Here is a 23,621-nt window from a genome sequence, read left to right on the forward strand (position 1 = left end):
CTGGGTTCTAACCGCTGTTGCGCAGCGCGGTGGCCAGTCCGCTCATGGTGAGCAGGATGCCGCGCTGGACCAGTTCGTCGTCGTCGCCGGTGCGGTAGCGGCGCAGGAGCTCGACCTGCAGGTGATTGAGCGGTTCCAGATACGGGAAACGGTTGAACACCGAGCGGGCCAGGGCCGGGTTGTCGGCCAGCAGATCGTCGTGGCCGGTGATCAGCTCGTGCATCCGGATCGTGCGCTCGTGCTCGTCGACGATCTTGTCGAACACCCGCTGCCGCAGTTCGGCGTCCTCGACGAGTTCGGCGTAGCGCGCCGCCAGGCCGAGATCGGACTTGGCGAGCACCTGCGCCATGTTCGACAGCACGGTGGCGAAGAAGGGCCAGCGCCGGTACAGGTCCTGCAGGACCTCGAGGCGGCCCTCTTCTTCGGCGATGTACTGCTCGAAGGCGGTGCCGGTGCCGTACCAGCCGGGCAGCATCACCCGGCACTGGCTCCAGGCCAGCACCCACGGGATCGCCCGGAGGTCCGAGATCGAGGTGGTCGGCTTGCGTGAGGTGGGCCGGCTGCCGATGTTGAGCGCGCCGATCTCGCTGACCGGGGTCGAGGCTTTGAAGTAGTCGACGAAACCCGGTGTCTCGTGCACCAATTCGGCGTAGGCGCGCTGCGCGCGCGCAGCCAGATCGTCGAGCACCTGATAGGCGGGGCCGGCCTGGTCGCCGAGTCCCTCGACGTCGAGCAGCGTGGCCTCCAGGGTGGCGGCCAGCAGGGTTTCCAGGTTGCGATGCGCGATGCGGGGCTCGGCGTACTTGGCGGCGATCACCTCGCCCTGCTCGGTGAGCCGCAGCGAGCCCTGCACCGCGCCCGGCGGTTGCGCCAGAATCGCGTCGTAGCTCGGTCCGCCGCCGCGGCCGACGGTGCCGCCGCGGCCGTGGAACAACCGTAGCCGGATGCCGGTCTTGTTCGCCGACTCCACCAGGTCCAGCTCGGCGCGGTACAGCGCCCAGTTGGCCGCCAGGTATCCGCCGTCCTTATTGGAGTCCGAGTAGCCCAACATCACTTCCTGGCTGTCGCCGCGGGCGGCGACCATCGCGCGGTACAACGGAAGATCAAGGGCTGCTTCCAGAATCGAGGCGCCACGCTGCAAGTCGTCGATAGTCTCGAAGAGCGGGACGATGCCGACCGGCGCGTACGGCTGCTCAGATGACGCGTCGAGCAGCCCGGCCTCTTTGAGCAGCAGTGCCGCCTCGAGCATGTCCGACACCGACTGGCACATCGAGATGATGTAGTTCGGGACGGCCTGCGGGCCGAACACCCGCACGGCTCGGGCCGCCGCGGTGACGATGTCGAGCTCCTTGCGGGCCAGCTCCGAGAGCCCGCCGTCGGCGGGCGGCGCCCCCAGAGCACCGGGCCCGATCAGTGGTCGGCGGGTGGCCAGTTCGGCGGCCAGTAGCTCGACCCGTTCCGGTTCGCTCAACGTGGCGTAGTCGAGGTGCACACCGGCCCAGGCCAGCAGTTCGGCCACCACCTCTTCGTGCACATCGGAGTTCTGCCGCATGTCCAACCCGCAGAGATGAAAACCGAAGACCCGCACAGCTTCCCGCAGGCGGCTCAGCCGATCGTCGGCGAGCACGGCGCTGCCGTGGCCGCGCAGCGACGCGTCCACGATGTCCAGATCGTCGAGCGCCTCGGCGGGCGTGGGGTACGGCTGCAGGCCGAGGTCGAGTTCATGCTCGGGTTGTCTGTCCAGGATCTCGCGCGCGGTGGCGGTGAGCCGGGCGTGCACGACGCGCAACGCGCGGCGGTAGGGTTCGTCGGCGCGGGCCGGCTCCTCGCAGGTGTCGGCCAGGGCGAGCAGCGCCTCACTGGGCCGTACCAGCCGTACCGACATCGACAGCTCCTGCTCCAGCGCGGTCAGTTCGCCGAAGTAGTGATCGAATGCGAGGAACGCGGCGCTGCCGGTGGCCAGGCGCACCACCTCACCGGTGACGTTCGGGTTGCCGTCGCGGTCGCCGCCGATCCACGATCCCGGACGCAGCACCGGGTCGGCCAGCAGGTCCCGGTCCGGCCAGCGGCGCTGGAACCCCTCGCGCACCGCGGCGTTGACCGCGGGGATCACGTCGAAGAAGGCGGCCGGGTAATAGCGCAGCCCGGTCTCGATCTCGTCGGAGATCTTCAGCCGGGACAACCGGATCAGCGCCGTCTGCCAGAGGGTCAGGATGTGGCGGCGCAGCTCCCGCTCGATGTCGCGGCCGTCCTCGGTGGCGTGTTGTCCGTGCAGTCGCATCCGCATCAGCTCGGTGATCCGGTGCTGGGTGTCGAACACCGTCCGGCGACGTGTCTCGGTGGGGTGGGCGGTGATGACCGGCGAGACCAGCGCCCCGCGTAGTGCCGCGACCACGGTCTGGCTGTCCAGTCCCGCGCTGTCGAGCTTGTCGTAGGTGGCCGCCAGCGTGCTGTTCGGTGGTGGTTCACCAGCGGCCTCGTGGACGGCGCGGCGCCGCTCGCGGTGGATGTCCTCGGCGACATTGGCCAGCAACGCGAAGTGGGTGAACGCCCGGATCACCGGGATGGCTTCGCGGGCGTCGATACCGTCGAACAGTTCGGCCAGATCCGAGCGGTCGATCTCGGACCGACGCACCCGGAAGGATTCGACGCGGGCCCGTTCGACGAGGTCGAAGACGTCGTCGCCGTTCTGTTCCCGGACCGTCTCGCCGAGAATCGCGCCGAGGAGCCGGATGTCCTCGCGCATCGGTTCGGTCGCTTCACGTCCCACCTGGGTGCGGTGCACCGCTCCGATCGGTTCGAGGGACGCATCGGGTCCCGGGTCGGTCGTCTGCGCCATGGTCTCCAGTATCGGCTCAGCCTGATCCCGTTGCATGGCGAGCACGGTAGCGTGGGCGGCGCGAAGGGTCAGGAGTGGGCGATGGGTGGCGAAGAAGCCGAGGTGCTCGTCATCGGCGCCGGCCTGGCCGGGCTGCGGTGCGCGTCGGTGCTGGCGGCGGCAGGCCGAGATGCTCGGATCTGGGAGGCGGGCGACGACGTCGGCGGGCGCGTCAGGACGGACGTCATCGACGGCTTCCGCTGCGACCGCGGTTTCCAGGTCCTCAATCCCGCCTATCCCGAACTGCGCGCGTGCGTCGACCTCGCGGCACTGAAACTGCAACCTTTCGGGCCGGGTGTCGGGGTGCGCCGGGACCGGGGGGCGGTTGTGCTGGCCCATCCGCTGCGGGCACCGGCCCGGGTTCCCGCCCTCCTGGTCAAGCGCGGCGTGACACCTTCTGATCTGGTCGCGGTGGCGCGCTGGGCGCATCCGGCCCTGCGGCCCAAGAGCCTGACGTCATCACCTCGCGAGGACAGCACTCTCGGTGCCGCGCTTGATCGTTCGGGCGTGCGCGGAGAGCTGCGCCGGGTGGTCGACCGTTTCCTGTCCGGGGTGGTGCTCGACGATTCAGGGGACACGTCCAACGCGTTCGCGCTGCTGCTGCTGCGAATGTTCGTCCTCGGCGTACCCGCGCTGCCCACCGACGGGATGCGGGCACTGCCGCGGCAGCTGGCCATGCCGGTGGCGGATCGGATCTCGGTGAACCGGCGCGTCGCCGGGGTTCGCGCCACGGCAGGCGGCTGGCAGGTCAGCGCCGAGGACGGGACGACGCTGCGCGCGCGCGAAGTGGTCGTCGCCACCGACACCGCGGCCGCGGCGCGACTGACCGGTGCCGTCCCGGTCCCGACCCGGGGCGTGGTGACCCACTGGTGGGTCTCCGAGCGGCCGTGGGACGGGCCGCCGATGCTCTTCGTCGACGGTCGTGCCGGGCGCCGCGGACCGGTCGTCAATGCCGCGGTGATCAGCGCGGCCGCACCCTCGTACGCGCCGCCCGGCCGCCAGTTGGTCCAGGCCTCGGCACTGCTCGGTGCCGGTCACCCCGAGCCGGCCGAAGCGCAGATGCGCGAGCATGCGGCCGAGCTTCTCGGCGTCGAGCCGTCGGACTGGGCGACGCTGGTCCGGCACGTCGTGCCGGACGCGCTTCCTGTGCAGCCGCCTCCCCTGACCGTGCGCCGGCCGGTACACGACGGCTCGGGCCTGTGGGTGTGCGGCGATCACCGGGACACCGCGTCGATCCAGGGGGCACTGGTCAGCGGCAGGCGCACCGCGCACGCCGTGCTGCGCAAGCTGCGGGGGTGAGCGGGCTCAGTTGTACTTGATCATCAGCGCCATGCCGATGATCGAGACCAGCCAGATCCCGGTGATGAACAGCGTCAACCGGTCCAGGTTCTTCTCCACGACGGTCGAGCCCGACAGGCTGGACTGCACGCCGCCACCGAACAGGCTGGACAGACCGCCACCTTTGGCACGATGCAGCAGGACCAGGAGGACGACCAGCACGCTGGTCACGACCAGGGTTATCTGCAGGGCCAATTCCATGGCCGCCAGATTACACGGAGGCCACTGCGGCTCCCGATGCCGGTCAGGGCAGCGGGCCGCCGGCCGCGATGGCCGACAGGGTGGCGAACTGCTCCCCGTCCAGCGAGGCGCCACCGACCAGCGCACCGTCCACGTCGGACTGGCCGACGATCTCGCCGACGTTCTTGGCGTTGACCGAGCCGCCGTAGAGAACCCGCACCCCGGCCGCGACGTCGGCCGAGGCGAGGTTGCCCAGCTCGGCGCGGATGGCAGCGCACACCTCCTGCGCGTCCGCGGCGCCGGCGACCCGGCCGGTGCCGATCGCCCACACGGGCTCGTAGGCGATCACCACCTGACTGATCTGCTCGCCCGTCAGCCCCGCCAGCGAGCCGCGCAGCGAGTTCACGTTGAACTCGACGTGGTCGCCGGCTTCGCGGACCTCCAGCGACTCACCGATGCACACGATGGGGGTCAGCCCGTGCTTGAGCGCAGCGGCGGCCTTCGCGGCGACCAGCTCATCGGTCTCGCCGTGGTAGGTGCGTCGCTCGGAATGGCCGACGACGACGAACGAGCACCCCAGCTTGGCCAGGAACGCGCCGCTGACCTCGCCGGTGTAGGCCCCGGAGTCGTGCTGGGACAGGTCCTGCGCGCCGTAGGTGAGCCGCAGCTTGTCCCCGTCGACGAGCGTCTGCACGCTGCGCAGGTCGGTGAACGGCGGGATGACGGTGACGTCGACCTTGTCGAAGTACTTCTCCGGCAACGAGAACGCGATCTTCTGCACCAGCGCGATGGCCTCGAAGTGGTTCAGGTTCATCTTCCAGTTGCCGGCGATCAACGGCTTACGGGTCATGGCGATGCGCCTTTCAGTTCTCGAGTACATGGATGCCGGGCAAGGTCTTGCCCTCGAGATACTCCAGCGACGCGCCTCCGCCGGTGGAGATGTGCGAGAAGCCGTCCTCGGGAAGACCGAGTTGACGCACCGCGGCGGCCGAGTCGCCACCCCCGACGACACTGAATGCGCCGCGTCCGGTGGCGGCGATGATGGCTTCGGCGACGCCTTTGGTGCCGGCCGCGAACGCCGGGAATTCGAACACGCCCATCGGCCCGTTCCAGAACACCGTCTTGGCGTTCGACAACAGCGCGGTGAACCGCTTGACCGACTCCGGACCGATGTCCAGACCCATCTTGCCGTCCGGGATACGGTCGGCGGCAACGGTTTCCGGCGTTGCGTCGGCGGCGAACTTCTCCGCCACCACGATGTCGACCGGCAGGTGCAGGACGTCGGCGTAGGTGTCGAGCAGCGTGCGGCAGGTGTCCACCATGCCTTCTTCGAGCAGCGAGCTGCCCACGGGCAGGCCTTGCGCGGCAAGGAAGGTGAAGCACATGCCGCCACCGATGATCAGGCTGTCGGCCTTTGTGGCGAGGTTCTCGATAACCGCCAGCTTGTCCGACACCTTGGAGCCGCCGAGCACGACGGCGTAGGGCCGTTCGGTCGAGCTGGTCAGCTGCTCGAGCACCTTGACCTCGGCGTCGACCAGCGTGCCCGCGTAGTGCGGTAGCAGCGTCGCGACGTCATAGACCGACGCCTGCTTGCGGTGCACGACGCCGAAACCGTCTGACACGAATGCGCCGTCCTCACCGACGAGCTCGACCAGCGCCTTGGCGAAGGCCAGCCGTTCGGCGTCGTCCTTGCTGGTCTCGCGGGCGTCGAACCGAACGTTCTCCAACAGCAGGACGTCGCCGTCGGTCAGGCCTTCGGCGCGGGCCAGCGCGTCACTGCCCACCACGTCACCGGCCAGCTGGACGTGCCGGGCGAGCCTGTCCCCCAGCGCGGCGGCGACCGGCGCGAGGGAGTACTTCGGGTCCGGCTCGCCTTTGGGCCTGCCCAGGTGGGCCGTCACGACGACCTTGGCGCCCGCGTCACTCAACGCCTTCAACGTGGGCACCGACGCGATGATGCGGCCCGGATCCGTGACGGTGCCCGATTCGTCGAGCGGCACGTTGAGATCGGAGCGCACCAACACGCCCCGCCCCGAAACCCCTTCGGAAAGAAGGTCGTCGAGTGACTTGATGCTCATCGTGTCAGAGCGACTTACCGACGAGGGCGATGAGATCGGCGAGCCGGTTGCTGTAGCCCCACTCGTTGTCGTACCAGGAGACGACCTTGGCCTGGTTGTCGATCACCTTGGTCAGCCCCGCGTCGTAGAGTGAGCTGTGCGGGTCGGTGACGATGTCGCTGGACACGATCGGAGCGTCGTAGTACTTCAAGATGCCCTTGAGCGGACCGTCGGCGGCGGCTTTCATCGCGGCGTTGATCTCATCCGCGGTGGCCGACTTGCTCAGCTCGGCGGTCAGGTCGGTGACCGACCCGGTGGGGATCGGCACCCGCAGCGCGTAGCCGTCGAGCTTGCCCTTCAGCTCGGGCAGCACCAGGCCGATGGCCTTGGCCGCGCCGGTGGAGGTCGGGACGATGTTGATCGCGGCGGCGCGGGCGCGACGCAGGTCCTTGTGCGGGCCGTCCTGCAGGTTCTGGTCCTGGGTGTAGGCGTGAATGGTCGTCATCAGGCCTTTGACGATGCCGAACTCGTCGTTGAGCACCTTGGCCAGCGGTCCCAGGCAGTTCGTGGTGCACGAGGCGTTGGAGATGATGTTCTGGCTGCCGTCGTACTTGTCGTCGTTCACGCCGAGCACGATGGTGATGTCCTCGTCGGTGGCGGGCGCGGAGATGATGACCTTCTTCGCGCCGGCGTCGAGGTGTCCCTGGGCCTTGTCGCGCTTGGTGAAGATGCCGGTCGACTCGACGACGACGTCGACGCCGAGGTCACCCCAGGGCAGCGCCGCCGGGCCTTCCTTGACCGCGAGCGCCTTGATCCTGGTGTCACCGACGACGATGGTGTCCTCACCGTCGAGGCTGACGTCATAGGGCAGCCGGCCCAGGATGGAGTCGAACTTCAGCAGGTGCGCCAACGTGGCGTTGTCGGTGAGGTCGTTGACCGCCACGATCTCGATATCGGTGTTCTTGCCCTCGGCCTTCTGCGCGTCCAGCGCACGGAAGAAGTTGCGCCCGATACGGCCGAAGCCGTTCACGCCTACCCGGATCGTCACGTCTCTCTCCTTTTAGCTCTGTTGAACTGCGCCGACGACTACTCGAGAAGTCAGCCTAGTAGGTGTACGCACGGCGGCGTGCGGTCGCCCCGGGCGTCCTCAGAGGACCCCCGAACTCTGATCGGCGTAGGGGTTGCCCAGCCATTTGCGGCGGATGCGCTGTAGCGTGCCGTTCTTCTCGAGGTCGGCCTGAGCGACCTGCAGCCGCGCCAGGAGCTGCTGGTCGGACGCGTTCACCGCGATGGCGATGTGCTCCACCGAGAGTCCGCGCTGTACCACCTCGACCCCGGGAACCGCCCGCACCAGCTCGGTCAGCACCGGGGCCAGTTTCATCACGGCGTCGCAACCGCCCGCCGCGAGGTCGTCGAGCGCCGTGTCGAACGCGCCGTACCCGTAGAGCCGGACCCGGGCGGCCTTGCCGTCGGTGACCAGTCCCTCGGCGATCGCCTCGCCGGCGTCGCCGCGCTGCACGCCGATGGTCAGGCCGATGAGGTCGTCGACCGAGTGGACATGGGGTAGCCGCGCGGTGTCGACCGCCAGGCCCTGGCCGGAGATCACATAGGGCGGCAGGAAGGCCGCCTTCGCCGCGCGCTGCGGCGTCACCGTCGTTCCGGCGATGACGCAGTCGTACTCACCGGCGCCCAGCCGGTCGAAGATGCCGTCGAAGTCCGGCCCGTCATAGCCGACGAACACCGGCCGATCGCCGAGTTCGGCGGCCAGCGCCGTCATCAGCTCGATGTCCAGACCGCTAACGCCGGACATGGCGGTGAACGGAGGATTCGGGGAGACGACTCCGACGGTCAATATCTCCATGACCCCACGGTATAGCCCGATACTGAGCAGATGACCGATTGGGTGATCCCGGCGATCACGGCCTCGGCCAGCCTGCTGGGTGCCATCGTCGGCGGGCTGGCCACCTACTGGACTTCGAAGAAGAACTACGAACGCCAGAGCGTGGCCGAGGAGGAGCGACAGAAGTTCGACCTGCTGCGCGACGCGACGATCCGGTTCGTTGCGGCGATGACCGAGATCTCGGTGGCCAGCGCGGGTCTCAAGGAGATCTCCGCCGAATGGGCCGAGGTGACCCAGCGACTCGCGCACACGGAGGACCAGGGCCAGTTGCTGCAGATGGCCCGTGAGATCGATCCGTCGATACCGGAGAACCTGACGCGTCTGGCCATCCTGTTCCGCGTGGTGCGGGCCACCGGCGCGCTCGAGGACGACGCCAAACGCGCCATCACCCTGCTCACCGAGCTACGCCTGGTGGCGCCCAGCGACATCGCCGACAGCGCGCAACGGGTCATCTACACCGCGTTCGCCCAGGAGATCACTGCCACGCTGTCCCCGGACCGGCGCCATGCTGCCACCGACGCGTTCAACGCCGCGATCAACGACTTCGTCAACCGGGTCCGCCATTACATGAAAGTGGAGGACCACCGGTTCGAGACCGTCGACAAGGAGGCCCTCGAGCACCTTCTGGACTTCTAGGCGTCCTCGAGCAGGTCCGGCGTGACGGCCGACTCGGTGTCCGGGATGCCGTCCTGTTTGGCCTTGCGGTCGGCCATCGACAGCAGTCGCCGAATCCTTCCTGCCACAGCGTCTTTGGTCATCGGCGGGTCGGCCAGCCGACCGAGTTCCTCGAGCGAGGCCTGCCGGTGGGCCACCCGCAGGTGACCGGCCGCGGCCAGGTGATCGGGAACGGTGTCGCCGAGGATCTCCAGAGCGCGCTCCACCCGGGCGGCGGCGGCGACCGCCGCCCGCGCCGACCGGCGCAGATTGGCGTCGTCGAAGTTGGCCAGCCGGTTGGCGGTGGCGCGGACCTCGCGGCGCATCCGGCGCTCCTCCCACGTCAACCGGGTGTCCTGGGCCCCCATCCGGGTCAACAACGCGCCGATCGCCTCGCCGTCACGCACCACGACCCGGTCGCTGCCGCGGACCTCGCGGGCCTTCGCGCTGACCCCGAGACGTCGGGCCGCGCCGACCAGAGCCAGGGCCGCCTCGGGCCCGGGGCAACTGACCTCCAGCGCCGACGAGCGGCCTGGTTCGGTCAGCGACCCGTGCGCCAAAAACGCACCACGCCAGGCGGCCTCGGCATCGGCGACGCTGCCACCGACGACCTGGGCGGGCAGCCCCCGCACCGGCCGGCCCCGCAGATCGAGCAGCCCCGTCTGCCGCGCCAGCGCCTCCCCGTCTTTGGCGACCCGCACGACATATCGCGTGCTCTTGCGGATCCCGCTGGCCGACAGCACATGCACCACCGCGCTGTAGCCGTACAGGTCGTAGATGTCCTTGCGCAGCCGCCGCGCGATGATGCCCAGGTCCACCTCCGCCTCGACCACCACACGGCCGGACACGATGTGCAAGCCGCCGGCGAAGCGCAACAGCGAAGCGACCTCCGCGCGGCGCGCGCTGACCGAGTTGACCACCAAGCGGCTGAGCTCGTCTTTGACCTCGGCTGTCATCGCCACGGGTCGTCACCTCTCGGTCCGTTCGCTGTCGGGGTGGACACTGTCGGCGGTAACACCGCACCGCCGGGCTGCGCGTCTTTTTGGAGCACCCCCTCCAATGCCGCGGCCAGCTTCGCCGGGTCATGTAAAGGTGTACCAGGTCGGGAAACGTCAGCAAACTCGACGTGGGCACCGAGGATGGTCGCGGTGCGGCGCAGCTGCTCGCGCTCGCGGTCGCCGGGCACCCGAGCGGAATCGACGATGATGTCGCCAACGGTGAAGTCGTCGGGTGCGTGCTGACTGAGCACGTGAATGTGCCGTTCGACCGAGAAGCCCGCCGTCTCCCCCGGTTCGGCCACCAGGTTGAGCACCAGGACGCGCCGCGCCGTCGTGGTCTTCAGCGCCGCGGCCAGCTCCGGGACCAACACATGAGGGATCACGCTGGTGAACCACGAGCCGGGTCCGAGCACCACCAGGTCGGCGTTGAGGATCGCGTCGACGGCCTGCCGGGTGGCCGGTGGGTCACCGGGGATCAGCCGCACCCGACGGACCTTGCCCACGGTGGTGGCGATGGCCACCTGGCCGCGGATGGTGCGGCTGAGGCGCGGATCGGCCTCCAGCCCGACCACGTCGGCCTCGATCCCCAGGCCGACCGGGCACATCGGCAGCACCCGGCCCTTGACGCCGAGGATGCGGCCCAACTCGTCGAGCGCGGCCACCGGGTCGGCGAGCACCTCGCTGAGACCGGCCAGGATCAGGTTGCCGATCGGGTGGCCCGCCAACGCGCCGCTGCCGCCGAAACGGTGCTGAATGATGGTGGCCCACAACCGGCCGTGTGGACTGTCGGAAGCCAACGCGGCCAACGCCATTCGCAGGTCCCCAGGCGGGACCACATCGAGTTCGCTGCGGAGCCGGCCAGAGGACCCGCCGTCGTCGGCGACGGTGACGACGGCGGTGACGTGGGGGGTCAGCCGCCGCGCCGCCGACAGGGTGGCGTAAAGCCCATGGCCACCGCCGAGGGCGACGATGCGCACACTCATTCGCGGCCCAGATCCCGGTGCAGCACGCGCACCGTCAGGTCGTTGTCCTGCAGGCGTTCGGCGAGTGCTTCGGCCATCGCGACGCTGCGGTGCTTGCCTCCCGTGCACCCGATCGCGACGGTCATGTAGCGCTTCCCCTCCCTGCGGTAGCCGTCGATGACGACGTCCAACAGCTGATGGTAGGAGTCGAGGAAGGCCTCCGCGCCGGGTTGGCCCAGGACGTAGTCGCGGACGTCGGGGTGCTGACCGGAGTGTCTGCGCAGGCTGTCCACCCAGTGCGGGTTGGGCAGGAAGCGCACATCCATCACGGTGTCGGCATCCATCGGCAACCCGTACTTGTAGCCGAACGACTCGACGGTGACGCTGGTGTGTGCGACGGCCTCGCCGGCGAAGGCCCGCTCGATGCTCTCCCGCAGTCCGTGTACCGACAGCGACGACGTGTCGATCACCAGGTCGGCGGCGGCGCGCACCGGGGCCAGCAGCGCGCGCTCGGCCGCGATGCCCTCGGCCAGGGTCTGGTTGCCCTGCAGTGGGTGGCTGCGCCGGTTCTGCTCGTAGCGCCGCACCAGGATGTCGTCGGAGGCCTCCAGGAACAGCACCCGCGGCGCGATGTTGCGGGTGGCCAGCTCGCTGCGGACGAAGTCGAGGTCGCCGGTGAATCCGTGCGAGCGCACGTCCATCACCACGGCCAGCTGGGTGATGCGCGAGCCGGCGGCCAATCCCAACTCGACCATGCGGGTGATCAGCTCCGGCGGCAGATTGTCGGCGACGTACCACCCGAGGTCTTCGAGCACCTTGGCCGCGGTACCGCGCCCGGCCCCCGACAGCCCAGTGACCAGCACCACGTCGATGCCGCTGTCGCCGAGGGATTCGAGGTCGTTGTCACCGCCGGCGGTCCCGGCTCCCCCACGGACGTCTTCGTGCATACCTCGCTCTGTCATCCCGATGCTCTGCTCCGATCATCGCCGATCGCTGGTTCGGATGCTCCGGAATCGGGCGACGCGCCCAAAGCCTCGAGCACCGCGCGCGCTGTCGTCTCCCCGATGCCGGGCACCGCGGTGATCTCCTCGATGCTGGCCTTCTTCAGCCGGGTCAGCGAGCCGAAGTGGGTGACCAGCGCTTTGCGCCGATGCTCCCCCAGCCCACGGACCGAGTCCAGCGCCGAGGCCGTCATCCGTTTTGACCGCTTACTGCGGTGATAGCTGATCGCGAAGCGGTGTGCCTCGTCGCGGATGCGTTGCAGCAGGTACAGCCCGTCGCTGTGGCGTGGCAGGATCACCGGATCGGGTTCGGAGGCCACCCAGACCTCCTCGAGTCGCTTGGCCAGGCCGATCACGGCGACGTCGGTCACGCCCAGGTCCTCCAGCACCGCAGCCGCGGCGTTGACCTGCGGCGCGCCGCCGTCCACGACGAACAGATTCGGCGGATAGGCGAATCTGCGCGGGCCGGCGTTCGCGGTCGCATCGTCGGCGGCGGCGGTCCCGTCCCGCGGTGGCTGGGTGTCGTCTGGTGGCTGGGAGTCGTCCGGTGGCCGGGTGTCGCGCAGGTGGCGGTAGAAGCGGCGCCGGGTGACCTCGGCGATCGAGGCGACGTCGTCGGAGCGGCCGTCCCCGGCGGCCTCCCGGATCCCGTAGTGACGATAGTCCGACTTGCGCGGCAGGCCGTCTTCGAAGACCACTAGCGAGGCGACCACATCGGTGCCCTGGACGTGGCTGATGTCGACGCACTCGATGCGCAGCGGGGCGTCGGCCAACCCGAGCGCTTCCTGGATGCTCTGCAGCGCAGCACTTCTGGCGGTGAAGTCGCCCGCGCGCTTGAGTTTGTGCTGAGCCAGGGCCTGCTCGGCGTTGCGTTTGACGGTCTCGGCCAACGCGCGCTTGTCGCCGCGCTGCGCCACCCGCAGCGACACCCGAGATCCGCGCAGCTGGCACAGCCAGGTCTCGAGTTCGTCGGCGGTGTCGGGCAGCACCGGGACCAGCACCTGTTTGGGCACCGGGTTGGTGGCCTCGTCACCGCCGGCGTCGCTGGCACCGCCGAGCGCGGCCTGGTCACCGTAGAACTGCGTGAGGAATTGCTCGACGAGGTACTCCTGGGTGGATTCCCCGGGTTCCCCGGACTTTTCGATGATCCACCCACGCTGGCCGCGCACCCGGCCACCGCGCACGTGGAACACCTGGACGGCGGCCTCGAGATCGTCGTCGGCAAAGGCCACGACGTCGGCGTCGGTGCCGTCGCCGAACACCACCGCCTGTTTTTCCAGCGCCCGGCGCATCGCCCCGATGTTGTCCCGCAGCCGGGCGGCCCGTTCGAAATCGAGTTCGGCCGCTGCGGCGTTCATCTGCTGTTCCATCTCGCGGATCAACCGATCGGTCTTGCCGGCGAGGAAGTCGCAGAAGTCTCCCACGATCTGCCGGTGTTGCTCGGCCGACACCCTGTCCACGCACGGCGCGGAGCACTTGTCGATGTAGCCGAGCAGACAGGGACGGCCGATCTGGTTGTGGCGCTTGAACACTCCGTTCGAGCAGGTACGGGCCGGAAACACCCGCGTCAGCAGGTCCAGCGTCTCGCGGATGGCCCAGGCGTGGGAGTAGGGCCCGAAGTACCGGACACCCTTGCGGCGCGGCCCGCGGTACACCTTCAGCCGTGGGTACTCCTCGTTGAGGGTGACAGCCAGCACCGGATAGGACTTGTCGTCGCGGTAGCGGATGTTGAACCGCGGATCGAACTCCTTGATCCAGTTGTACTCCAGCTGCAGCGCCTCGACCTCGGTGGTGACGACTGTCCATTCCACGGCGGCGGCCGTGGTCACCATCTGCCGGGTACGCGGCGCCAGTCCGGAGATGTCGGCGAAGTAGGAGTTCAGCCGACTGCGCAGGCTCTTGGCCTTGCCGACGTAGATCACCCGGCCGTGCGGGTCGCGGAAACGGTAGACACCCGGCTCGACGGGGATCGACCCGGGGGCGGGTCGGTACGTCGCTGGATCGGGCACGGACCCAGGTTACTGCCGCGCTCCGACGTGGCGTAGCGACCACCGTCGGAGGTGACGGTGCCGCGTCCCGGTCATCGGCGAGACCCGTCGGCCCCGTCGACCCGGTAGCGCTGTATCAGGGCACGCACCTTGTCCATCGATTCGACCGCGCGCGCCTTGTCGACCGCCTGGATCGCCATCACGGGCACGTACTCGTCGTCGGGCAGATCCAGCCGGGCCCAGCGCGCACCGCGGTGAAACGACACGTCGACGACCTGGTCCCACGGAACGATCCGGTAGCCGAACAGGTTTCGCACCGCCACCCCCGCTCGGCCGACGCGCAGCCGGGGCCGGGCGAACAGGCAGACGAACCCGCCGATCACCACCCCGAGCAGGGCGATGGCGACCTGGTCGGCGGTGGTGAAGATCACGCCGGTCGACGAGATCTTGAGCAAGGCGCCGACCACGACGTGGGCGGCCACGATGATCACCGCGGCGCCGTAGGCGAACAGCGGCGTCAGGAACGGCCTGATCTCGACGTCCCAGTCGTCGGAGGTCATCGCCCCGACCGCAGGCCGCGCAGCGTCAGCGCGGTCGACAGCGCTGCCGCGGCGGCCTGGGCGCCCTTGTCCTCGGTGGACCCGGGCAGCCCGGCCCGGGCCAGCGCCTGCGCCTCGGTGTCGGTGGTCAGCACACCGTTGGCCACCGGGGTGGACGCATCCAGCGACACCCTGGTCAGCCCCTGGGTCACCGCGTCGCACACGTAGTCGAAATGCGGTGTCTCCCCGCGGATCACGACGCCAAGCGCCACCACAGCATCATGGGTGACAGCCAATTCCTGTGCCACGACGGGGATTTCGATGGCGCCGAGTACCCGCACCACCGTGGGCTGCGCAACGCCCGCGTCGGCGGCGGTCTTGCGGGCACCGTCGAGAAGCGCGTCACAGATCGTCTCGTGCCAGGTGCTGGCCACGATGCCCAACGTGATTTCGGCGGCATCGAGTTCGGGAAGGTCGGGAACGCCGGCGGCCGGACTCATACGGCGCCGCCGAACTCGCCGGGCAGCGCTTCGTCGAACTCGTCGAGCCCGGCCAGGTCGTGTCCCATGCGGTCGCGTTTGGTCATCAGGTAGCGGATGTTCTCGGCGTTGGCGCGCACCGGCAGCGGGACGCGTTCGATGATGTGCAGACCGTAGCCGTCCAGACCGACACGCTTGGCCGGGTTGTTGGTCAGCAGCCGCATCGAGCGCACCCCGAGGTCGACGAGGATCTGCGCACCGATGCCGTAGTCGCGGGCGTCGGCGGGCAACCCCAGTTTGAGGTTGGCGTCGACGGTGTCGTCACCGGCGTCCTGGAGCTGGTAGGCCTGCAGCTTGTGCATCAAGCCGATGCCACGTCCCTCGTGGCCGCGCATGTAGAGCACCACCCCGCGACCTTCCCGGGCCACCATCGCCAGGGCCGCGTCGAGCTGGGGTCCGCAATCGCAGCGCCGCGAGCCGAACACGTCGCCGGTCAGACACTCGGAGTGCACTCGGACCAGCACGTCGTGACCGTCAGTGCCGGGGGCCGCGCCCGGGTTGATGATGTCGCCCTTGACCAGCGCGACGTGCTCGACCTCGTCGTAGATGCTGGTGTAACCGACGGCGCGGAACTCGCCGTGGCGGGTCGGAATGCGCGCTTCGGCGACGCGTTCGATGTGCTTCTCATGCTTGCGCCGCCACTCGATGAGGTCGGCGATCGAGATCAGCGCCAGGTCGTGTTCGTCGGCGAAGATGCGCAGCTCGTCGGTCTGCGCCATCGCGCCTTCGTCCTTCTGGCTGACGATCTCGCAGATCGCGCCGGCCGGCTGCAGGCCGGCCATCCGGGCCAGGTCGACGGCGGCTTCGGTGTGGCCGGGGCGGCGCAGCACGCCACCGTCCTTGGCGCGCAACGGCACCACGTGGCCAGGTTTGGTGAAGTCGTCGGCGACCGCGGTGGGGTCGGCCAGCAATCGCATCGTGGTGGCGCGGTCCGACGCCGAGATGCCGGTGCCCACACCGATCTTCGCGTCGACGGTCACGGTGTAGGCGGTGCCGTGCTTGTCCTGGTTGACCGCGTACATCGGCAGCAGGCCCAGCCGGTCGCAGATCTCGCCGTCGAGCGGCACGCACAGGTACCCCGAGGTGTAGCGGACCATGAAGGCCACGAGCTCGGGCGTGGCCTTCTCGGCCGCGAAGATCAAGTCGCCCTCGTTCTCGCGGTCCTCGTCGTCGATGACGACGACGGCCTTGCCCGCGGCGATGTCGGCCACCGCACGCTCGACCGAATCCAGCCTCGTCATCGTCACCACCTTTTGCCGGTCCCGGGCGGAACCACCTGCATCTACGTTGTGGACTGCTTCCTCAGTATGAACCACGCGAACCGACGCGTTATTGCCCGGCAGCGCTCAGTGGGACGGCCGGCGGCTCACGCGTCGCGGCGGTCGCCCTGGGACCCCAGGAGGCGTTCGACATATTTGGCGATCACGTCGACCTCGAGGTTGACGTGCGCGCCGACCTCGGCGCGGCCCAGCGTCGTCATCTCCAACGTGGTGGGAATCAGCGACACCTCGAACCAGTCGTGGCCCAGCCCCGACACCGTCAGCGACACCCCGTCGACGGTGATCGAGCCCTTGTGCACCACGTATCGGGCCAGCGCCGGGGGCAGCGCGATGCGCACCACGGTCCAGTGCTCCGACGGGGTGCGGCTGATGATGTGTCCGGTGCCGTCGACGTGGCCCTGCACGATGTGTCCGCCCAGTCGGCTGTTCACCGCGGCGGCGCGCTCCAGGTTGACCCGGGCGCCGACGTCGATGCCGCGCAGACTCGAACGATTGAGTGTCTCGTTGATCACATCGGCGGTGAACGCCCCGTCGGCCAGGACGTCGACGACGGTCAGGCACACCCCGTTGACCGCGATCGAATCGCCGTGGCCGGCATCCGAAGTCACCACCGGTCCACGGATCACCAGACGCGCGGAGTCACCGAGCGTCTCCTTGCCGATGACCTCGCCCAACTCTTCGACGATTCCGGTGAACACCGGCCCAGCCTAGAGGTCCGGCCGGTTCGGCAACCACGGCCACGGGCGCGCACCCTCTACGATGCAGGCATGCAGACCCGCCTGTTGGCGATCTTCGCCGCCCTCGTCGCCGCCCTCGTCCTTGTCGCAGGCTGCTCCAGCACCTCGTCGGAGGATTCCGGCGGGGACCTGCCCGACGCGTCGACCCTGCTCAGCGAGTCCAGCCAGACCACCAAGGGCCAGTCCAGCGCACATCTGTCGCTGTCGGTGCAGGGTCAGATCGCCGATCTGCCGGTGGAGTCGCTGGAGGGCCAGCTCACTCAGTCGCCCACCGTCGCCGCCCAGGGCACCGCCGACATCATCTTCATGGGACAGCGGCTCCAGGGCGTCGACTTCGTCGTCTCCGACGGAGATCTCTACGCCGCCCTGACCTCGGGCGGCAACCTGTCGAACTTCGGCCCGGCCTCCGACGTCTACGACGTGGCGGCCATCCTCGACCCGAACCTCGGCCTGGCCAACGTGCTGGCCAACTTCTCCGACGCGCGCTCCGACGGCCGCGAAACCATCGACGGCGTGAGCACCGTGCGAATCACCGGCAACGTCAGCGCGGACGCAGTGAACAAGATCGCCCCGCAGATCGCGGCCACGTCCCCGGTCCCCGGCACCGCGTGGGTCGCCGAGGAAGGCGATCACCAACTGATGCAGGCCCGCCTCGAACCCAGCCCGGGCAACAGCGTGACGATGACGCTGACCAAGTGGGGCGAGCCGGTCACGATCGACAAGCCGGCGGTGTGATGGCCGGCGCTTCGCCGGCTGTCCTGACGTCGGCCAACCGCCGCATCGCGATCAGCGCCGGCAGCCTCGCGGTGGTCCTCGGCGCGCTCGACACCTACGTCGTCGTGACGATCATGACCGACATCATGAGCGATGTCGGCATCGGCGTGAACCAGATCCAGCGCGTCACCCCCATCATCACCGGATACCTCCTCGGATACATCGCGGCGATGCCGCTGCTGGGGCGCGCCTCGGACCGGTTCGGCCGCAAGCTGCTGATCCAGGTCAGCCTCGCCGGCTTCGCGCTGGGCTCCGTGGTGACCGCTCTGTCGACCGACCTGACGGTGCTGGTGATCGGCCGGATCATCCAGGGCACCGCCAGCGGGGCCCTGCTGCCGGTCACGTTGGCGCTGGCCGCAGACCTGTGGGCGGCACGCAACCGCGCCGCGGTCCTCGGCGGGGTCGGCGCCGCCCAGGAGCTGGGCAGCGTTCTGGGCCCGGTGTACGGCATCACGCTGGTGTGGTTGTTCGGCCACTGGCAGTCGGTGTTCTGGGTCAACGTGCCGTTGGCCGCGATCGCGATGGTGATGATCCACTTCAGCCTGCCCGGCCGCCTCGAGAGCGAGGACCCGCAGAAGGTCGACGTCGTGGGCGGCTTGCTGCTCGCGGCGGCACTGGGACTGGCGGTCATCGGGTTGTACAACCCGGCGCCGGACGGCAGGGAGGTGCTGCCCAGCTGGGGCCCGCCGGTGCTGATCGCCGCCGCGGTGGCCGCCATCGCGTTCTTCGCGTGGGAGAAGTTCGCGCGGACGCGGCTGCTGGAGCCGGCAGGGGTGCGGTTCCGGCCGTTCCTGGCGGCGCTGGGCGCCTCGCTGGCTGCCGGCGCGGCGCTGATGGTGACGTTGGTCAACGTCGAGTTGTTCGGCCAGGGAGTGCTGGGCCAGGACCAGAACGAGGCCGCGTTCCTGCTGCTGCGCTTCCTGATCGCCCTCCCGATCGGTGCGCTGCTGGGTGGGTGGCTGGCCACCCGCCTGGGTGACCGCATCGTGGCGTTCGCCGGATTGCTCATCGCCGCCGGCGGCTACCTCCTGATCTCGAAGTGGCCGGTCGACCTGCTGGCCGCCCGCCACGACCTCGGCCCCCTCAGCCTGCCGACCCTCGACACCGACCTGGCGATTGCCGGTTTCGGGCTGGGGCTGGTGATCGGACCGCTGACCTCGGCCACGCTGCGGGTGGTCCCGGCCGCTCAGCACGGGATCGCCTCGGCCGCCGTGGTGGTGTCGCGCATGATCGGCATGCTCATCGGTATCGCCGCCCTGTCGGCCTGGGGGCTCTACCGGTTCAACCAGCACCTGGCCAGCCTGCCGGCCAGTACGGGGGGCAACACCCTGGCCGAGCGGCTGGCCGCGGAGGCCAACCGGGTACGGGAGGCCTATGTGCTGCAGTACGCGGAGATCTTCACGATCACGGCGATTGTGTGCGTGGTCGGTGCGGTGCTGGGCCTGCTGATCAGCGCGCGTGACGAGCACGCCGAAGAGCCGGAATCAGCGGAATCTCAGCAGCGTTCGAGCCCGCGCCCCATCAACTGAGGGCCGCCCGACGGTTCGTCGTCGCGTTGGGTCATCTTGTGCAGGTCCCGCAGCACGTCGCGAATGACGTTGCGAACGATGGTCGGTGTGACCAGGTCTTTTGGGAGCCAATTCTGCACTGCAGTCATGGTCGTTTCCTTTTCTCGTGCTCTCATGCGCAACTCGTCAGTGAAAGCGCGATATTCCCGCCGGGCAGACCCGACGCTGTTCCTCGAGTGTAACGACGGACAGGCCGCTACAGCGGGATCAGACTGAGCAGCATGTCGGGGCCGATGGATTCGGCGCCGTCGAAGCGCCAGCGCTGTGCTGCTGTGATGTTCGACACACCGACGTCGTCGACGACGGTGATCGGTCCGCCGAGCAGGATGGGCGCCACGTAGGCCAGGATGCGGTCGACGACCCCGGCTCGCAGGAAGGCCCCCGCGAGGGTGGGGCCGCCCTCGACGAGCACGTCGGTGCGGTCGGACAACGCTTTGAGCACCTCGTGCGGATCCCGGGTGCGGATCACCATCGTGCGCGACTCCTCGTTGAGAACCTTTGCGTCCGGCGAGATCTCGCGCTGCCCCACCACCACGCGCAGCGGCTGGTGGTCGGCCAGGCTGCCGTCGGGCAGCCGGGCGGTCAGGGTCGGATCGTCGGCGAACACCGTGCCGGTGCCGACCACGATCGCGTCGGCCGCCGCGCGTCGGCGATGCACGTCGGCTCGGGCAGGTTCGCTGGTGATCCATTGGCTGCTGCCGTCCGCGGCAGCGCTGCGGCCGTCCACGCTCGCCGCGAATTTCCATGTCACATGAGGCAATCCGGTGCGCTGCTTGTGCAGCCACTCACGCAGCGGACCACCGGCCACCGCGTCGGCGCCCACCCCGGCGACGATGTGCACCCCGGCTTCGGACAGCCGAGTCGCCCCGCCCGCAGCCACCGGGTTGGGATCGGTGACGGCGAACGCGACCGCGGCGACGCCTGCGGTGAGCAACGCGTCGACGCAGGGCGGCGTGCGGCCCACATGGTTGCACGGTTCCAGCGTGACCACCGCGGTGCCGCCGACCGCCCGCTCCCCCGCCCGTCGCAGGGCCACCACCTCGGCGTGCGGGCCGCCGGTCGGGGCGGTGGCGCCGACTCCGGCGATCTGACCGTCGGCATCCAGAATCACGGCTCCGACAGGCGGATTGGGATAGGTCCGGCCCTTGACCTTTTCGCTCTGCTCGATGGCCGCGGCCATCGCGGCGTCGAGGTTCACAGCGTCAGATGCTTGGCCGCCGCGGCGGCCTGTTGCCGCAGCGAGCGCACGGCCGCGGCCGGGTCCCCGGCGCTGTAGACCGCCGATCCGGCCACGAAGCAGTCCACCCCGGCCTCCGCCGCCGCCTCGATCGTGTCGTCGTTGACGCCACCGTCGATTTCGATCAGGATCGTCAGCTCGCCGGCATCGACGAGGCGTCGGGCGGTACCCACTTTCGGCAGGACCTCGCCGATGAACTTCTGGCCGCCGAACCCCGGTTCGACCGACATCACCAGCAACGTGTCGAACTCCCGCAGGATCTCCAGGTAAGGCTCCAGTGGCGTGCCCGGTTTGATGGCCAGACCCGCCTTGGCGCCGGCGGCGCGAATGTCACGGGCCACCGCGACGGGGTTGTCGGTGGCTTCGGCGTGGAACGTGACGTTGTGCGCCCCGGCTTCGGCGTAGGGCGGCGCCCACTTGTCGGGCCGCTCGATCATCAGGTGGCAGTCCATCGGGATGTCGGTGACGCGCAGGAGCGATTCGACCACCGGCAGGCCGAGAGTCAGGTTCGGGACGAAGTGGTTGTCCATCACGTCGACGTGCAGCCAATCGGCATCTCCGACCGCCGCGACCTCGTCAGCGAGCCGGGCGAAGTCCGCGGACAGGATCGACGGCGCGATCAGCGGCGCGTGGGGAGCGTGCGGTGCAGCCATGGTCAGAGCCTATCGGGGCCCGGTCACCCGCAGGGCGGCGGCGAACATGGCGTCGGTGCCGTGGCGGTGCGGCCACAACTGGATCGACGTCGTGGTACCGATGTCGGAGGCCGGCGCGAACAACGGACGGGTGTCCAGGGCGGTCACGGGGTGGCGGCGCAGCGCGTCGGCGACGACTCCGGTGGTCTCGGCCAGATGCGGCGAGCAGGTCGCGTAGAGCACGACGCCTCCGGGTCGGGTCAGTTCGATCGCGGCGGCCAGCAGTTCGCGCTGCAGCTTGGCCAGCGGGGCGACGTCGCTGGGCTGCCGGCGCCAGCGGGCCTCGGGGCGGCGCCGCAGCGCGCCGAGTCCGGTACACGGAGCGTCGACGAGGACCCGATCGAATCCGGGAAGCAGACCGGAGTCGCGGCCGTCGACCCGGTGGACGGTGACGGGCAGGCCTGCGGTGTTCTGCTCTACCAGGTCTGCGCGCCGCGGTGCGGGCTCGACGGCGGTGACGGTGGCGCCCGAATCGCGCCCCAGCGCGGCCAACAACGCCGTCTTGCCGCCCGGGCCGGCGCACAGATCCAGCCAGCGCCCGGTGTCGGGTCCCTCGAGTGGGGCCAGCGTCATCGCTCGGGCCACCAACTGGCTGCCCTCGTCCTGAACCAGGGCCCGTCCGTCGCGCACCGCGGCGAGTTCGCCGGGGTCGCCTTCGGTCAGGTACACCGCATGCGGGGAGTAGGTGCCCACGGTGCCCCCGACCGCGTCGGCCAGTTCCCGGGCCGACAGGTCCCCCGGGCGCGCGGCCAGGTGCACGCTCGGGCGGGCGTCGTCACTGGCCAGGAGCGCCGCGAGTTCGTCGGCGCGCGCGCCCAGCGCATCGGCGAAGGCCTGGGCGATCCACCGCGGATGGGCATGCACGAACGCCAGGTGTCCGATCGGGTCGGCGGTCTTGGACGGCGCCAGTTCCCCGACCCACGACGATTCGTCCCGTCGCGCGATGGTGCGCAGTACGCCGTTGACGAATCCTGCTCTGGCGGTGTCGAATTCGATGCCCGCCTGCTCGACCGTGGTGGACACCGCGGCATGGTCCTCGACACGGGTGCGCAGCAGTTGATAGGCCCCGAGCCGCAGCAGGTCGAGCAGCACGGGGTCGATGCGCTCGGTCGGGCGTCCGGCCGCGGCCTCGATCACCGCGTCGAGCAGGCCGCGGCTGCGGCACGCCCCGTAGGCCAGTTCGGTGGCGAACGCGGCGTCGCGACCGCTGATCTGGCGGTCGCGCAGGATCGCCGGCAGCGCCAGGTTCGCGTAGGCGTCTTTGTCGGAGACCGCGCGCAGCACGTCGAACGCCGCGCGTCGCGCGGGGTCCAGCGGCCGGCGCTTGGGCGGGCGGCGCCCGGCGGGGCGGCTCACCGCGCCCACCCGATGTCCTCGAGGCGGGCGCCACGCGCCCAGTCCGCGGCGTTCATCGGCTTCTTTCCGGGCGCCTGCACGGTGCCCAGCCGGACGGGAACCGAACCGGTCCCCACATGCACGGCCTTCTTGTCGATCGAAATCTGGCCTGGCGCAAGGTCGGTGGCCGCGGTGTCGGCGGACACCGTGACAGCACCGAGCTTGACCCGCATGTCGCCGATCATCGTCCAGGCGCCCGGGTTGGGTGTGACCGCCCGGATCCGGCGGTCCACGACGTGCGCCGGCAACTCCCAGCGAATCCGCGCGTCCTCGACGGTGATCTTCGGCGCGATGCTGACGCCGTCGGCCGGCTGCGGCACCGCGGTGAGCGTACCGGCGGCGATGCCGTCGAGCGTGGCTTCCAGCAGCTCCGCGCCGGAGAGCGCGAGCCGGCCGAGCAGGTCCCCGGCGGTGTCGGTGGGGCGGATGGTCTCGGTGACGACACCGAAGACCGGCCCGGAATCCAGGCTGGGCTCGATCTGGAAGGTGGTGGCACCGGTCACGGTGTCGCCGGCGGCCAGCGCCGCCTGCACGGGGGCGGCTCCACGCCAGGCCGGCAGGACGGAGAAATGCAAATTGACCCAACCGAGGGGCGGCACAGCGAGCAGGCCGGCGCCCAGCAGCGCGCCGTAGGCGACCACCGGGCAGCAGTCGGGCGCGAGCTCGGTGAGCTCGGCGACGAACTCGTCGGCGTTCGGCCGGGCCGGGCGCAGCACCGGGATGCCGTGCTCGGCAGCCATGAGCGCCACCGGCGACGGGGCGGGGCGGCCCCGCCGCCCGGCCGGCGCGTCGGGGCGGGTGAGCACAGCCACGACCTCGTGCCGGGGTGAGTCGATGAGCCTGCGCAGCGAGGGCAGGGCCGGTTCCGGCGTACCGGCGAAGACGAGACGCACCGGGCCAGTGT

General features: G+C 69.7%; 23 protein-coding genes. 4 read left to right on the forward strand and 19 right to left on the reverse strand.

The window, feature by feature from the left end; genetic code table 11:
- Window positions 1–7 precede the first annotated feature (7 nt).
- Window positions 8–2,839 (reverse strand): phosphoenolpyruvate carboxylase, encoded by a 2,832-nt coding sequence (gene ppc, locus G6N31_RS08195; RefSeq protein WP_179964327.1) that lies wholly within the window; start codon window positions 2,837–2,839, stop codon window positions 8–10.
- 51 nt (window positions 2,840–2,890) lie between these two features.
- Between ppc and G6N31_RS08200 the strand changes: the two genes are divergently transcribed.
- Complete coding sequence (locus tag G6N31_RS08200) at window positions 2,891–4,177, forward strand: FAD-dependent oxidoreductase (protein ID WP_234815153.1); 1,287 nt, start codon at window positions 2,891–2,893, stop codon at window positions 4,175–4,177.
- A gap of 6 nt (window positions 4,178–4,183) precedes the next feature.
- On the opposite strand, the gene secG is transcribed toward G6N31_RS08200, so the two are convergent.
- The 5 genes from secG to G6N31_RS08225 form a co-directional block, all read right to left on the reverse strand.
- Entirely contained in the window at window positions 4,184–4,417 is a 234-nt protein-coding gene (gene secG, locus G6N31_RS08205) for a preprotein translocase subunit SecG (RefSeq protein WP_098001178.1), read from the reverse strand.
- Between the two features lie 43 nt (window positions 4,418–4,460).
- On the reverse strand, window positions 4,461–5,246 hold the full coding sequence (gene tpiA / locus G6N31_RS08210; RefSeq protein ID WP_098001176.1) for a triose-phosphate isomerase: 786 nt from the start codon (window positions 5,244–5,246) through the stop codon (window positions 4,461–4,463).
- A gap of 13 nt (window positions 5,247–5,259) precedes the next feature.
- Window positions 5,260–6,474, reverse strand: a complete 1,215-nt coding sequence (locus G6N31_RS08215; protein WP_098001174.1) for a phosphoglycerate kinase — start codon at window positions 6,472–6,474, stop codon at window positions 5,260–5,262.
- Window positions 6,475–6,478: 4 nt separating this feature from the next.
- Complete coding sequence (gene gap / locus G6N31_RS08220; protein WP_098001172.1) at window positions 6,479–7,501, reverse strand: type I glyceraldehyde-3-phosphate dehydrogenase; 1,023 nt, start codon at window positions 7,499–7,501, stop codon at window positions 6,479–6,481.
- Between the two features lie 99 nt (window positions 7,502–7,600).
- Window positions 7,601–8,314, reverse strand: coding sequence for an ABC transporter substrate-binding protein (locus G6N31_RS08225; protein WP_098001170.1), 714 nt, complete (start codon window positions 8,312–8,314; stop codon window positions 7,601–7,603).
- Window positions 8,315–8,344: 30 nt separating this feature from the next.
- On the opposite strand from G6N31_RS08225, the gene G6N31_RS08230 reads away from it, so the two are divergent.
- A complete protein-coding gene (locus G6N31_RS08230; RefSeq protein ID WP_098001168.1) occupies window positions 8,345–8,989 on the forward strand; it encodes a hypothetical protein in 645 nt (214 codons plus the stop codon).
- On the opposite strand, the gene whiA is transcribed toward G6N31_RS08230, so the two are convergent.
- The 8 genes from whiA to G6N31_RS08270 form a co-directional block, all read right to left on the reverse strand.
- Window positions 8,986–9,963 carry a DNA-binding protein WhiA gene (gene whiA / locus G6N31_RS08235; protein ID WP_098001475.1) on the reverse strand — a complete coding sequence of 326 codons (978 nt, stop codon included), beginning with the start codon at window positions 9,961–9,963 and terminating at the stop codon, window positions 8,986–8,988. The genes G6N31_RS08230 and whiA overlap by 4 nt on opposite strands.
- Entirely contained in the window at window positions 9,960–10,988 is a 1,029-nt protein-coding gene (locus G6N31_RS08240) for a gluconeogenesis factor YvcK family protein (RefSeq protein WP_098001166.1), read from the reverse strand. The genes whiA and G6N31_RS08240 overlap by 4 nt, the downstream gene beginning before the upstream one ends.
- Window positions 10,985–11,929: an RNase adapter RapZ gene (gene rapZ, locus G6N31_RS08245; RefSeq protein ID WP_098001164.1), complete on the reverse strand. Its 945-nt coding sequence runs from the start codon at window positions 11,927–11,929 to the stop codon at window positions 10,985–10,987. The genes G6N31_RS08240 and rapZ overlap by 4 nt, the downstream gene beginning before the upstream one ends.
- On the reverse strand, window positions 11,926–13,977 hold the full coding sequence (gene uvrC, locus G6N31_RS08250; RefSeq protein WP_098001162.1) for an excinuclease ABC subunit UvrC: 2,052 nt from the start codon (window positions 13,975–13,977) through the stop codon (window positions 11,926–11,928). Before uvrC ends, rapZ begins: the two co-directional genes overlap by 4 nt.
- A gap of 71 nt (window positions 13,978–14,048) precedes the next feature.
- Window positions 14,049–14,516, reverse strand: a complete 468-nt coding sequence (locus G6N31_RS08255; RefSeq protein WP_098001160.1) for a PH domain-containing protein — start codon at window positions 14,514–14,516, stop codon at window positions 14,049–14,051.
- A complete protein-coding gene (gene ribH, locus G6N31_RS08260; RefSeq protein ID WP_098001158.1) occupies window positions 14,513–14,995 on the reverse strand; it encodes a 6,7-dimethyl-8-ribityllumazine synthase in 483 nt (160 codons plus the stop codon). The genes G6N31_RS08255 and ribH overlap by 4 nt, the downstream gene beginning before the upstream one ends.
- On the reverse strand, window positions 14,992–16,275 hold the full coding sequence (locus tag G6N31_RS08265; RefSeq protein WP_098001473.1) for a bifunctional 3,4-dihydroxy-2-butanone-4-phosphate synthase/GTP cyclohydrolase II: 1,284 nt from the start codon (window positions 16,273–16,275) through the stop codon (window positions 14,992–14,994). Before G6N31_RS08265 ends, ribH begins: the two co-directional genes overlap by 4 nt.
- Window positions 16,276–16,400: 125 nt before the next feature.
- A complete protein-coding gene (locus G6N31_RS08270) occupies window positions 16,401–17,012 on the reverse strand; it encodes a riboflavin synthase (protein ID WP_098001156.1) in 612 nt (203 codons plus the stop codon).
- Window positions 17,013–17,081: 69 nt separating this feature from the next.
- Here G6N31_RS08270 and G6N31_RS08275 point away from each other — a divergent pair, with 69 nt between their 5' ends.
- Together G6N31_RS08275 and G6N31_RS08280 are read left to right on the forward strand one after the other, a co-directional pair.
- A complete protein-coding gene (locus tag G6N31_RS08275) occupies window positions 17,082–17,786 on the forward strand; it encodes an LppX_LprAFG lipoprotein (RefSeq protein ID WP_098001153.1) in 705 nt (234 codons plus the stop codon).
- Complete coding sequence (locus G6N31_RS08280; RefSeq protein WP_098001151.1) at window positions 17,786–19,354, forward strand: MFS transporter; 1,569 nt, start codon at window positions 17,786–17,788, stop codon at window positions 19,352–19,354. Before G6N31_RS08275 ends, G6N31_RS08280 begins: the two co-directional genes overlap by 1 nt.
- Here the strand turns inward: G6N31_RS08280 and G6N31_RS27010 are convergent.
- The 5 genes from G6N31_RS27010 to fmt form a co-directional block, all read right to left on the reverse strand.
- A complete protein-coding gene (locus tag G6N31_RS27010) occupies window positions 19,321–19,482 on the reverse strand; it encodes a hypothetical protein (protein ID WP_165776216.1) in 162 nt (53 codons plus the stop codon). The two genes, G6N31_RS08280 and G6N31_RS27010, sit on opposite strands and share 34 nt — an antisense overlap.
- A gap of 107 nt (window positions 19,483–19,589) precedes the next feature.
- Window positions 19,590–20,591: a bifunctional diaminohydroxyphosphoribosylaminopyrimidine deaminase/5-amino-6-(5-phosphoribosylamino)uracil reductase RibD gene (ribD, locus tag G6N31_RS08285; RefSeq protein ID WP_163722101.1), complete on the reverse strand. Its 1,002-nt coding sequence runs from the start codon at window positions 20,589–20,591 to the stop codon at window positions 19,590–19,592.
- Complete coding sequence (gene rpe / locus G6N31_RS08290; RefSeq protein ID WP_098001149.1) at window positions 20,588–21,283, reverse strand: ribulose-phosphate 3-epimerase; 696 nt, start codon at window positions 21,281–21,283, stop codon at window positions 20,588–20,590. The genes ribD and rpe overlap by 4 nt, the downstream gene beginning before the upstream one ends.
- Window positions 21,284–21,292: 9 nt before the next feature.
- Window positions 21,293–22,678, reverse strand: coding sequence for an RsmB/NOP family class I SAM-dependent RNA methyltransferase (locus tag G6N31_RS08295; RefSeq protein WP_098001469.1), 1,386 nt, complete (start codon window positions 22,676–22,678; stop codon window positions 21,293–21,295).
- Window positions 22,675–23,610, reverse strand: coding sequence for a methionyl-tRNA formyltransferase (gene fmt / locus G6N31_RS08300; protein ID WP_098001147.1), 936 nt, complete (start codon window positions 23,608–23,610; stop codon window positions 22,675–22,677). Before fmt ends, G6N31_RS08295 begins: the two co-directional genes overlap by 4 nt.
- Between the last annotated feature and the right edge of the window lie 11 nt (window positions 23,611–23,621).

Origin of the sequence: Mycolicibacterium duvalii (genome assembly GCF_010726645.1) — a bacterium.
Classification (GTDB): domain Bacteria; phylum Actinomycetota; class Actinomycetes; order Mycobacteriales; family Mycobacteriaceae; genus Mycobacterium; species Mycobacterium duvalii.